Raw genomic sequence first — 11338 nt, forward strand, 5'->3', positions numbered from 1 at the left:
GGGCGTCAGCCCGCAAGAATCCGCCGGCAGGCGTCGACGTACACCTCCGCGCCGGTGACGATATCGGCATCGGCCGTGTTCTCGGTCCAGTGATGGCTGATGCCGCCGATCGAAGGCACGAACAGCATGGCGGCGGGCATGACGGTTGCCAGCATCTGCGCGTCGTGGCCGGCGCCGCTGGGCATGCGGATGGAACGTCCACCGGCCAGCGCCTTGCTCGCGGCGTCGATTGCGTCCTGAAAGCGGGGATTCATCATGGCAGGCGCACCGGTGCGAATCTTCTCGACGGTCACGGTGCAGGGACCGTTCGCGCTGGCCTCGTCCGCCATTGTTCGCAGCAACTGCTCCAGCCGGGCAATGACGGCCGGATCGTCGTCGCGAATCTGGAACAGCATCTCCGCTCCACCCGGAATGATGCTCGGCGCGCCGGGATCGAGCGTGATGCGCCCGGTGGTCCAGACCGTGCGCGGACCGCAGGTATCAGGAAAACGCTGGTCGATCGCGACGCAGAATTTGGCCAGCGCCAGCCCGGCATCCTTGCGCACGGCCATGCGCGTGGTCCCGGCGTGATTCTGTTCACCGGTGAAATTGATACGGTACTGCCAGATGCCGACGATGGAGGTGACGACGCCGATCGCGAGCTTGCCGCTTTCGAGCGTGTCGCCCTGTTCGATATGGGCCTCGAGATATCCGACGTGGCGGCCCGGCTCGACGCCGAGGCGCGCGCGACCGGCGAGCCCGATCTCGGCGAGCGCATCGCGCATGGTGCGGCCGCTGGTGCGGTCGCGCGCGGCGTCGATCTCGGCTTCAGTGACCTGGCCGACATAGGAACGCGAGCCGAGGAAGCTGCCGAAATGCCCTTCCTCGTCGCACCAGGCGACGACTTCGACGGCGCCTTTGACGGTCGGATCGGCATTGAGCACGCGCGCCGCCTCGAGCGCATAAACGACGCCGAGCGGGCCATCGAGCCAGCCGGCGTAGTTCTGGCTCTCCAGATGCGAGCCGGCCAGCAGTTTCGGCCCGGACTTGGCGCTGGTGCCGAACACATTGCCGATGCCGTCGATCGCAGCGGTAAGACCGGCGCCGGGCAGCTTCTGCACCAGCCAGTCCAGCGACTCCTTATGCGGCTCGGAGAAGGTCGGCTTGTGCACGCCGGTCTTGTAGGTGCCGATGGCACGGAGTGCGTTGAGGTCGGCGAGGACGCGCCGGCCATCGGCGCGCGGCTTGGTGTCAGGCATGCTCAGTAACCTTCAGCGCCTCGGTGCGGATCTCCTCGACCAGCCGTTCCTTGAGCTGGACGAATTCCGGCGTGGTCTTGATCTTGTAGGAGCGCGGATGGGGCAGGTCCACCGTGATCTCGGCCTTGATACGGCCGGGGCGCGCGCTCATGACGATGACGCGGCTGCCGAGGAAGATGGCTTCCTCGATGTCGTGGGTCACGAACAGCACGGTCTTCTGGTCGCGCTCCCAGATCCCGAGCAGCATCTCCTGCATCAATGCGCGGGTCTGGTTGTCCAGCGCGCCGAAGGGCTCGTCGAGCAGCAGGATCTTGGGATCGTTGGCAAGCGCGCGGGCAATCGCCGTGCGCTGCTGCATGCCGCCGGAGAGTTGCTTGGGCCAGTGATTCTCGAAGCCGGACAATCCGACCTGGCGGATGAAGGCGTCGGCGATCCTGTAGCGTTCGTCCTGCGACACGCCGCGCTCGCGCAGGCCGAAGGCGATGTTCTCGCGCACGGTGAGCCAGGGAAACAGCGTGTAGGATTGGAACACCATGCCCCGATCCGCGCCGGGGCCGGTGACCTCGCGCCCGTCGAGCGTGACGCGGCCGCTGGTCGGACGGTCGAGGCCCGCGACGATGCGCAGCAGCGTGGACTTGCCGCAGCCGGAAGGGCCGAGGATGGTGACGAAATCGTTGTTGCCGATGACGAGATCGGTCGGCTCCAGCGCCCTGGTCGGCGCGTTGCCGTGGCGCGCGGGGAAGGTGCGCGAGACCTGTTCGACCTTGAGGATCGTCATGCGAGCCTCCACGGAAACAGCCAGGCGTTGAACGCCTTGAACATGAAGTCCGAGAGCAGGCCGATCAGCCCGATCACGATGATGCCGAAGATGATCTGTCCGGTGTTGAGCAGCGCCTGGCTGTCGGTGATCATGTGACCGATGCCGGAGGACGAGCCGATCAGCTCGGCGACGATGACATAGGTCCAGGCCCAGCCGAGCACCAGCCGCAGGATCTCTGCGATCTCGGGTGCGGAGGAGGGCAGCAGCACGCGGCGGATGATGCCGCGGTCGCGGGCCCCCAACGTATAGGCCGCCTCGACCAGATCGCGCCGCGTTGCGCCGACGGTCACGGCGACCATCAGGATGACCTGGAATACCGAGCCGATGAAGATGACGAGGAGCTTCTGCAGTTCGCCGATGCCGGCCCACAGGATCAGAAGCGGAATAAACGCGGAGGCGGGCAGATAGCGCGCGAAGGAGACGAACGGTTCGAGGAAGGCTTCGACCGGCTTGTAGGCGCCCATGAGAACGCCGAGCGGCACTGCGATGATCGCTGCGAGCGCAAAGCCGCCGACGACGCGCCAGATCGTCATGCCGATGTCGAACACAAACCCCTGCTTGGCCAAGAGGTCATAGCCTTCCTGCACCATGGTCAGCGGGTTGGCGAGAAAGGTCTTCGACACATAGCCGCCGAAGGTCGCCCACGACCAGAGGGCGACGAACACCACGAAGAACGCAAGGCCGTAGGCCACGCGCTGCTTCGATGTAACAGGGTCCAGGGGACGCATCAAACTGTCTATCCGGGCGATGAAGAGAAATGCCGGCCCCGCCGCAAGACGGGACCGGCAGCGCTAGAAGAAGTTACTTGATGAAGCTGGCGTCGAAGAGATCCTCGACCTTTGGTGCGGCCTTGATGATGCCGATCTCGAGCAGCAGCTCGGCAGCCTCCTTGTTGAAGGTCAGGAAGTCGCCGGCGAAGAACTTCTGGTTCGCGGCCTTGTCCTGCCAGCGCAGATATTTCGCCGAGTTGCCGAATTGCTCGCCGCTCTGCTTCACGTCGGCGCCCATGATCTCGTAGGCCTTGGCCTGGTCCTTGGCGATCATGTCGAGCGCCTCGAAATAGCTGTCGGCGAGCGCCTTGGCGGCCTTGGGATTCTCCGTCAGGAATTTCGGCGTGCAGCCGAAGGTGTCCATGACCATCGGATAGTCCAGCGTGGTGGCGATGATCTTGCCCTTGTCGGGCGCGGCGCGCACGGTCGAGAGGTAAGGCTCATAGGTCATCGCCGCATCGTTCTGGCCGGAGACGAAGGCCTGCGCGGCGGCGGCCGGCTCGAGGTTGACGACGGTGACGTCCTTCACGGTGAGGCCGTTCTTCTTGAGCATCCAGGCCAGCGCGAAATAAGGCGAGGTGCCGGGCGCGGAGGCGGCGACGGTCTTGCCCTTCAGGTCCTTGATCGCGGCGACGTCGTTGCGCACGGCCATGCCGTCGGCGCCAAAGCTCTTGTCGAGCTGGAAGATCTGCTTGGTCGCAACGCCGTTGGCGTTCCAGGAGATCCAGGTCTCGACCGTGGTCGCCGCACACTGGATGTCGCCGGACGCGATCGCGAGGTGGCGGTCCTTCTGCGGAATTTTCTTGATGGTGACGTCGAGACCGTTCTTCTTGAAGATGCCAGCCTCCTTCGCCAGCGTCAGCGGCGCGAAGCCGGTCCACCCGGAGATGCCGATTCCGACCTTGACGTCGTCGGCGAGCACGGGAGTGGAGGCCGAAATAGCAATGATTGTCGCAAATATCGTCGAACTACGCATGATTGTCGTCCTCTTGCCGATCGATGGATTGACGTCCTGTTGATCATTGTCGGTCCAGATGGACCGTTGCCCGAAGCGTTGCACGATTTGTGCCGACATATCCTCTCAGCCTCCCTTGAATCGCGCGACAAGGCGGTGAGAGTCACCGGGATAGAGCAGGCGCACGGCAGTGATGGTGCGTGCGCTGCGCCAGGTGTAGCGGTCGATCACGAGGCAGGGCGCGCCGACGGCGATCGCGAGCGCATCCGCCGTGCGATCGTCGGCGACGATGGCGCTGATGGTGTGCTCGGCCTCCGTCCACGGGACATGGTGAAGCAGCCACGACCCCGGCGGTTCGCGTGCGAAATCCGCGGTTGCGGCCTCCGGCACCGAGGACAGATCAATCAGCCTGTCCTCGACCGCAAAAGGCACTTTGTCGGCGCTGTGCCGGCAGGTAATCGCGACCACCTTGCCGGCCTTTTTCACGCCGAGACGGTCACGGTCGGCGGCAGTCGCAGCCCGCAGCTTGCGACCGATCAACTCGTAGCCGTAGCCGCGCCCCAGTGCGGTGATCTCGGCGCGGATGTCGGCGATCTTGAGCACGGCCGACTGATGCTGCGGCCGGCGCACGAAAGAGCCGGCCCGCCGCCGCCGCTCGATCAAATCGGCCTGCGCGAGCTCCGACAACGCCTTGTTGACGGTCATGCGCGAGCAGCCGTAACGGGCCACCAGCTCATGCTCGAACGGAATGCGATGCCCCGGCGGCCATTCGCCGGTCAGGATGCGCGTCTCGATGTCGGCGCGGATGCGCTTATAGAGCGTCGGCTTGTCGGCGGCATCGGTCGCAAGGCTCATGCGAGGAGCCTCCGCACCGTCGCGTTGAAGCGTTCGCGCGCCCCCTGACGCAATTTGTGCCGGCCGCCTTCGACGACCTTGTGGCCGCCGGCCCAGACGCAATCGATCGCGCCACTGCTCGCGGCAAAGATCCAGCCGTCGATGGCTGCGTCGCCGGCGCGCCCCGATAGCGAAGGATGCGCCGTGTCGAGCGTGACGATGTCGGCCCGCGCGCCCGCGGCGAGGCCGACTGTCGGCTGTGCCAGCGCTTGCGCGCCGCCCGCAAGAGCATGGTCGAATAATGTGCGACCGGTGGAACGGCCCGCGCCGCTGGAGAGCACGTTGCGCTCGCGATGCTTCAGCCGCTGGCCATATTCGAGCTGGCGCAATTCGTCGGCGACCCCGACCAGGACGTTGGAATCAGTGCCCACGCCGAACGCACCGCCGGCGCCGAGAAATTCGCGCGCCGGGAAGGTGCCATCGCCGAGACTCGCTTCGGTGACAGGGCAGAGGCCCGCCACCGCCCCGGTCTTCGCGAACGCGGCGACTTCCTCGTCCGTCGTGTGAGTCGCGTGGATAAGGCACCAGCGCCGGTCGAGGGGCGCGTGCTCCAGCAGCCATTGCACCGGGCGCCGTCCCGACCAGGCAAGGCAGTCCTCGACTTCCTTCACCTGCTCTGCGGCGTGGATATGCACCGGCCCGCCGTCGGCAAGCGGAATGATCGCCGCAAGCTCGTGTGGCGTCACCGCGCGCAGGCTGTGCGGCGCGATGCCGATATTGGCGTCGGGCAATGCGCTGATCGCCTTGCGCGACGCAGCCATCAATGCCGCGAACTGATCGACCGAGCAGATGAAGCGGCGTTGGCCGTCATGAGGCGCTGCGCCGCCGAAGGAGCCGTGCGCATAGAAACTCGGCAGCAGCGTCAGGGCAATGCCGGAGGCTTCGGCTGCCTGCGCGATGCGCGCGGCCGTCTCGGCGGGATCGGCATAGTGCGAGCCGTCGCGATCGTGGTGCAGATAATGGAATTCGCCGACGCGGGTAAATCCCTGTTCGAGCATCTCGACATAGAGGAGAGTCGCAACGGCGGCGACGTCATCGGGCGTCATTGCGAGGGCGAAGCGATACATCGTCTCGCGCCAGGTCCAGAACGTGTCGGTGGAATTGCCGCGCAGCTCAGCAAGGCCCGCCATGCCGCGCTGGAACGCGTGACTGTGCAGGCTCGCAAGTCCCGGAAGCGCGATGGCGTGGCGCTCGTCGCCGGCGGCCGGCTGCACACCCGCGGACACCGCCGCGATCGCGCCGGCGGTGATCACCACCTGCACGTCATTGGCCCAGCCCGAGGGCAGGAGCGCGGAGGCGAAATGCAGTCGGGTCATGATTACACGCCGGCTGGACAGAACGGTCCCACGATTATATGTCTAGACATATAAGTCAAGCATCCCACGCGAAGGGACCGTTGCATGGCAGAGCGCTTCGACCGGATCTGGCACAATGCCCGGCTTGCCACGATGCGGGCCGACCGGCCCGATCTCGGCGAGATCGGGCGGGGCCTGATCGCCGCGCGCGGCGGACGTATCGTCTATGCCGGTGCGCAGGCCGATTTTCCGGCGGATGCCGATGCGGCGGAACGGACCGATTGCGAGGGACGCTGGATCACGCCCGGCCTCGTCGACTGCCACACCCATCTCGTCTATGGCGGCAACCGCGCGCACGAGTTCGAGCTGCGCCTGAAGGGCGCGAGCTACGAGGAGATCGCGCGCGCCGGCGGCGGCATCGTCTCCACGGTGGCGGCGACCCGCAAGGCGAGCGAGGCCGATCTCGTCGCGAGTGCGTTGCCGCGGCTCGATGCGCTGATCGGCGAGGGCGCAACCACGGTCGAGGTCAAGTCGGGCTACGGCCTCGACACCGAGACCGAGATGCGACAGCTCGCGGCCGCGCGCAGCATCAGTCGCCAGCGGCCGGTTGCGATCCGCACCTCCTTCCTCGGGGCGCATGCCCTGCCGGTGGAGGCGGAGGGTGACAAGGATCGCTATATCGATCTCGTCTGCAAGGAGATGCTGCCAGCCGTTGCGAAGGCCGGTCTTGCCGACGCCGTCGATGCCTTCATGGAGGGCATCGCGTTCTCGGCGGAGCAGACTGCGCGGGTGTTCGAGACGGCGAGGGAGCTGGGGCTGCCGGTCAAGCTTCATGCCGACCAGCTGTCGAACCTCGGCGGTGCTGCGCTCGCTGCAAGATTCTCGGCGCTGTCGGCCGATCATCTCGAGCATACCGACGAAGCCGGCGCCGCCGCGATGGCGAAGGCCGGCACGGTGGCGGTGCTGCTGCCCGGCGCATTCTACTTCATCCGCGAGACGCAGAAGCCGCCGGTCGAGGCGTTCCGCAGCCACGGCGTTTCCATGGCGCTCGCGACCGATTGCAATCCCGGCAGCTCACCGCTGACCTCGCTCCTGCTCACGATGAACATGGGCGCGACCCTGTTCCGGATGACGGTCGCCGAATGCCTCGCCGGAATCACCCGCGAGGGCGCGCGGGCGCTGGGCGTGCTCGATGAAACCGGCACGCTGGAAGCCGGGAAATGGTGCGACCTCGCGATCTGGGACATCGAGCGTCCAGCCGAGCTTGTTTATCGCATCGGCTTCAATCCGCTGCATCGCCGGGTGTGGAGGGGCCAGTGACGGAGCAGGGCACCGCGATCGTCGTCAAGCCGGGAGCGGTCAGCCTCGACGATCTCGCGCGCGTGCTGGAAGGCGCTTCCGTCGTGCTCGATCCGTCGTTCTGGCCACGCGTCGAGGCGGCAGCCGAAATCGTTGCAAGGGCCGCGCAAGCCGACGCTCCCGTCTATGGCATCAACACCGGCTTCGGGAAGCTCGCCTCGAAGCGCATTCCGCCCGATCAGACCGCGCTGCTCCAGCGCAATCTGATCGTGTCGCATTGCTGCGGCGTCGGCCCAGCCACGCCCGAGCCGATCGTGCGGCTGATGATGGCGTTGAAGATCGTCTCGCTCGGGCGCGGCGCTTCCGGCGTGCGCCGCGCGGTAATCGAGCAGTTGCAGGCCATGCTGGCGCGGGGCGTCACGCCGCTGGTGCCGCAGCAGGGCTCGGTCGGCGCCTCCGGCGATCTTGCGCCGCTCGCGCACATGACGGCGGTGATGATCGGTGAGGGGCAGGCGATCGTCGACGGGAAAACCGTGTCCGGCGGTGAAGCGCTCGCCGCGGCCGGCCTCGCGCGGTTGACGCTCGGCCCCAAGGAGGGGCTCGCGCTGATCAACGGCACGCAATTCTCGACCGCCTACGCTATTGCCGGCGTGCTGCGCGCGTTTCGACTGGCCCGTGCGGCGCTCGTGACCGGTGCGCTGTCGGTCGACGCCGCGATGGCCTCGACGGCGCCGTTCCGTCCGGAAATCCAGGCGCTGCGTGGTCATCCCGGGCAGATCGCCGCAGCTGCGACGCTGATCGCGCTGCTGGATGGCAGCGACATCCGCCTGTCGCATCTCGAAGGCGACGAGCGCGTGCAGGATCCCTATTGCCTGCGCTGCCAGCCGCAGGTCGCGGGTGCCGCGCTCGACCTGATCACGCAGGCCGCGCGCACATTGATTGTCGAAGCCAACGCCGTCACCGACAATCCGCTGGTGCTGGTCGAAACCGGCGAGATCGTTTCCGGCGGCAATTTTCACGCCGAGCCTGTGGCCTTTGCCGCCGACGCGCTCGCGCTGGCGCTGTCGGAAATCGGCGCGATCAGCGAGCGGCGCATTGCGACGCTGGTCGATCCCGCCCTGAATTTCGGCCTGCCGCCGTTCCTCACCCCAGATCCCGGCATCAATTCCGGCTTCATGATCGCCGAGGTGACGGCCGCCGCGCTCTATGCCGAGAACAAGCAGCGCGCGGCAGCCTGCTCGATCGATTCGACGCCGACCAGCGCCAACCAGGAAGATCACGTCTCGATGGCCGCACACGCCGCGCGGCGGCTGTGCGACATGGCCGACAATCTCGCCGCCATCCTCGGCATCGAGCTCCTGGTTGCCGCCCAAGGCATCACGCTGCGCGCGCCGCATGCGACCAGCGCGCCGCTCGTTGCCGTCATCGCCGCATTGCGCGAGCAGGTGCCGGCGCTCGGTGCGGACCGCTACATGGCCGGCGATCTCGCCAAGGCCGCTGCGCTGGTCGAGGCCGATGCGCTGCCGAGCGTGGCGCTCACCATGCTTCCAACTGACCCATTTCCGCGACTTGCCTAAAGAGGTGCCCGCATGAACCGCCGACTGGACAATGACCGCACCATCCGTGCGCCCCGCGGCAGCGACATCAGCGCCAAGAGCTGGCTGACGGAAGCGCCGCTGCGCATGCTCATGAACAATCTCGATCCTGATGTCGCGGAGCGCCCGAGCGAGCTCGTGGTCTATGGCGGCATCGGCCGCGCCGCGCGCGACTGGGAGAGCTTTGACCGGATCGTTGCGGCCTTGCGCAAGCTCGAAGCCGACCAGACGCTGCTGGTCCAGTCCGGCAAGCCGGTCGGCGTGTTCCGCACCCATGCCGATGCGCCGCGCGTGCTGATCGCGAACTCCAACATCGTGCCGCATTGGGCAACGCTCGACCATTTCAACGAGCTCGATCGCCAGGGCCTGATGATGTACGGCCAGATGACGGCCGGGTCCTGGATCTATATCGGCAGCCAGGGCATCGTGCAGGGCACCTACGAGACCTTCGTCGAGGTCGGCCGGCGCCATTATGGCGGCAGCCTTGCCGGCAAATGGATTCTCACCGCTGGCCTCGGTGGCATGGGCGGTGCGCAGCCGCTGGCCGCGACCATGGCCGGCGCTTCGATGCTCGCGGTGGAATGCCAGCCGAGCCGCATCGAGATGCGGCTGCGCACCGGCTATCTCGATCGTCAGGCCGCAACGCTCGACGAGGCGCTGGCGATCATGGCAGAGGCCGCCAAGACGAAGAAGGCAGTCTCGGTCGGCCTGCTCGGCAATGCCGCGGAGATCTTCCCGGAGCTGGTGCGCCGCGGCGTCAAGCCCGACATCGTCACCGACCAGACCAGCGCGCATGATCCGATCAACGGGTATTTGCCGAAGGGCTGGACGCTCGCCGAGTGGGAAGCCAAGCGCGGCTCCGATCCGAAGGGCGTCGAGCGTGCATCGAAGACGTCGATGGTCGAGCATGTCCAGGCGATGCTGGATTTCCATGCGCAGGGCATTCCGACGCTCGATTACGGCAACAACATCCGCCAGATGGCGCAGGACATGGGCCTGAAGAACGCCTTCGATTTCCCCGGCTTCGTTCCCGCCTATATCCGTCCCTTGTTCTGCCGCGGTGTCGGGCCGTTCCGCTGGGCCGCGCTCTCGGGCGATCCCGAGGACATCTTCAAGACCGACGCCAAGGTGAAGGAGCTGATGCCCGACGACAAGCATCTGCACAATTGGCTCGACATGGCCAGGGAGCGCATCAAGTTCCAGGGTCTGCCGGCTCGGATCTGCTGGGTTGGCCTCGGTGACCGCCATCGCCTCGGCCTTGCCTTCAACGAGATGGTGGCGCGTGGCGAATTGAAGGCGCCGATCGTGATCGGCCGCGATCATCTCGACAGCGGCTCGGTGGCAAGCCCCAACCGCGAGACCGAAGCGATGAAGGACGGCTCGGACGCGGTGTCCGACTGGCCTCTGCTGAACGCGCTGCTCAATTGCGCCAGTGGCGCGACCTGGGTGTCGCTGCATCATGGCGGCGGCGTCGGCATCGGCTATTCCCAGCATGCCGGCATGGTGATCGTGGCCGACGGCACGCCGGAAGCGGCCAAGCGCATCGAGCGCGTGCTGTGGAACGATCCCGCCACCGGCGTCATGCGCCATGCCGACGCGGGTTACGAGACCGCGATCGACTGCGCCCGTGACAAGGGGCTCGATCTGCCGAGCCTTGCGAAGTAGCTAGCCGCGGGCTCGATCAACCTCTCCCGCTTGCGGGGGAGGTCGGCGCGGAGCGCCGGGTGGGGGCTCTCTCCAATCAGGGAGTCTCTCTGCGGAGGCACCCCCACCCCAGCCCTCCCCCGCAAGCGGGAGAGGGAGCGCACCTGCTTCGGGGCAGCGTCGCCGATTCAGCCGCTGACCAAGAGCCTCGGCATCGTCGTCTTCGCGCCGTCCATGAAGGTCTGGACGGCGTCACGGACGATGGCGTCGAGGTCAGGCGGGATCGGCGTCTCGTAGATGAATTTTCGGATGGCGAGATAGAAGATGCGGCCGTGCAGGCCCCAGAACAGCTCGGTCTCGCGCTCACCCAATGAGTGAGCTTTCGAGTCGGGCAGTTTGAGCTCGTGGCGCAGTTCGGCCGCCGCCGGTTCGATGATCTCGCGGCGGACGATGTCGAGATAGCGGCTGGTGATGCCGAATGACTTCATGCCGGAGAACACGAAGATCCGTACCCAATTGTATTCGAACACGCGTTCGACATAGTCGAGATAAAAGCGCGTGAGCCTTGCTTCGAGTGACAACGAACGGTCGCGGATCATCGGTCCCCAATCAGGCGACCAGCGGCTGAGATAGACCTCCTGGTAGACCCGCTCGATCAGCGCTTCCTTGCTCGGGAAGTGGCGGTAGATCGCCGAATGCGTGATGCCCATGCGCTTGGCGAGCTCGCGGGTCTGACCCTCGAAGCCGCGCTCGGCGAAGAAGCGGATGGCCTCGTCCACGATCGCGCGCTCGCGGTCGGCCGCGCGCATGTTGCGACGCTTTGGCGCG

Annotated in this window: 10 protein-coding genes; 3 read left to right on the plus strand and 7 right to left on the minus strand. The window is 66.4% G+C overall.

Annotated features, from left to right (window positions below; translation table 11 throughout):
* Positions 1-5: 5 nt before the first annotated feature.
* The 6 genes from XI04_RS00480 to XI04_RS00505 form a co-directional block, all read right to left on the minus strand.
* Entirely contained in the window at positions 6-1238 is a 1233-nt protein-coding gene (locus XI04_RS00480) for a Zn-dependent hydrolase (RefSeq protein ID WP_271610398.1), read from the minus strand.
* On the minus strand, positions 1231-2016 hold the full coding sequence (locus XI04_RS00485; protein WP_028142739.1) for an ABC transporter ATP-binding protein: 786 nt from the start codon (positions 2014-2016) through the stop codon (positions 1231-1233). Before XI04_RS00485 ends, XI04_RS00480 begins: the two co-directional genes overlap by 8 nt.
* On the minus strand, positions 2013-2786 hold the full coding sequence (locus tag XI04_RS00490) for an ABC transporter permease (RefSeq protein ID WP_028142738.1): 774 nt from the start codon (positions 2784-2786) through the stop codon (positions 2013-2015). Before XI04_RS00490 ends, XI04_RS00485 begins: the two co-directional genes overlap by 4 nt.
* Positions 2787-2859: 73 nt before the next feature.
* Entirely contained in the window at positions 2860-3804 is a 945-nt protein-coding gene (locus XI04_RS00495) for an ABC transporter substrate-binding protein (protein ID WP_028142737.1), read from the minus strand.
* A gap of 105 nt (positions 3805-3909) precedes the next feature.
* A complete protein-coding gene (gene hutC, locus XI04_RS00500) occupies positions 3910-4638 on the minus strand; it encodes a histidine utilization repressor (RefSeq protein WP_028142736.1) in 729 nt (242 codons plus the stop codon).
* Positions 4635-5993: a formimidoylglutamate deiminase gene (locus tag XI04_RS00505; protein WP_038949249.1), complete on the minus strand. Its 1359-nt coding sequence runs from the start codon at positions 5991-5993 to the stop codon at positions 4635-4637. The genes hutC and XI04_RS00505 overlap by 4 nt, the downstream gene beginning before the upstream one ends.
* Positions 5994-6077: 84 nt before the next feature.
* Between XI04_RS00505 and hutI the strand changes: the two genes are divergently transcribed.
* From hutI to hutU, 3 genes are read left to right on the plus strand one after another with little or no spacing between them, the layout of a single operon-like run.
* Complete coding sequence (gene hutI, locus XI04_RS00510) at positions 6078-7292, plus strand: imidazolonepropionase (protein WP_271610399.1); 1215 nt, start codon at positions 6078-6080, stop codon at positions 7290-7292.
* Complete coding sequence (hutH, locus tag XI04_RS00515) at positions 7289-8848, plus strand: histidine ammonia-lyase (RefSeq protein WP_271610400.1); 1560 nt, start codon at positions 7289-7291, stop codon at positions 8846-8848. The genes hutI and hutH overlap by 4 nt, the downstream gene beginning before the upstream one ends.
* Positions 8849-8860: 12 nt before the next feature.
* The gene (hutU, locus tag XI04_RS00520) at positions 8861-10531 is read left to right on the plus strand and encodes a urocanate hydratase (RefSeq protein ID WP_271610401.1); all 1671 of its coding nucleotides are present in this window, start codon (positions 8861-8863) and stop codon (positions 10529-10531) included.
* A 167-nt stretch (positions 10532-10698) separates the two neighbouring features.
* Here hutU and XI04_RS00525 read toward each other — a convergent pair whose 3' ends face one another.
* Positions 10699-11319, minus strand: a complete 621-nt coding sequence (locus tag XI04_RS00525) for a TetR/AcrR family transcriptional regulator (RefSeq protein ID WP_161966382.1) — start codon at positions 11317-11319, stop codon at positions 10699-10701.
* Positions 11320-11338: the final 19 nt, after the last annotated feature.

The sequence above is a fragment of the Bradyrhizobium sp. CCBAU 11430 genome (assembly GCF_028128855.1).
In the GTDB taxonomy this organism is placed as follows: Bacteria; Pseudomonadota; Alphaproteobacteria; order Rhizobiales; family Xanthobacteraceae; genus Bradyrhizobium; species Bradyrhizobium ottawaense.

Bases quoted from the DNA above. Each gene is read 5' to 3' on its own strand.
- XI04_RS00480 (WP_271610398.1), bottom strand. From the start codon at position 1,238: ATGCCTGACACCAAGCCGCGCGCCGATGGCCGGCGCGTCCTCGCCGAC.
- XI04_RS00485 (WP_028142739.1), bottom strand. From the start codon at position 2,016: ATGACGATCCTCAAGGTCGAACAGGTCTCGCGCACCTTCCCCGCGCGC.
- XI04_RS00490 (WP_028142738.1), bottom strand. From the start codon at position 2,786: ATGCGTCCCCTGGACCCTGTTACATCGAAGCAGCGCGTGGCCTACGGC.
- XI04_RS00495 (WP_028142737.1), bottom strand. From the start codon at position 3,804: ATGCGTAGTTCGACGATATTTGCGACAATCATTGCTATTTCGGCCTCC.
- hutC (WP_028142736.1), bottom strand. From the start codon at position 4,638: ATGAGCCTTGCGACCGATGCCGCCGACAAGCCGACGCTCTATAAGCGC.
- XI04_RS00505 (WP_038949249.1), bottom strand. From the start codon at position 5,993: ATGACCCGACTGCATTTCGCCTCCGCGCTCCTGCCCTCGGGCTGGGCC.
- hutI (WP_271610399.1), top strand. From the start codon at position 6,078: ATGGCAGAGCGCTTCGACCGGATCTGGCACAATGCCCGGCTTGCCACG.
- hutU (WP_271610401.1), top strand. From the start codon at position 8,861: ATGAACCGCCGACTGGACAATGACCGCACCATCCGTGCGCCCCGCGGC.
- XI04_RS00525 (WP_161966382.1), bottom strand. From the start codon at position 11,319: ATGCGCGCGGCCGACCGCGAGCGCGCGATCGTGGACGAGGCCATCCGC.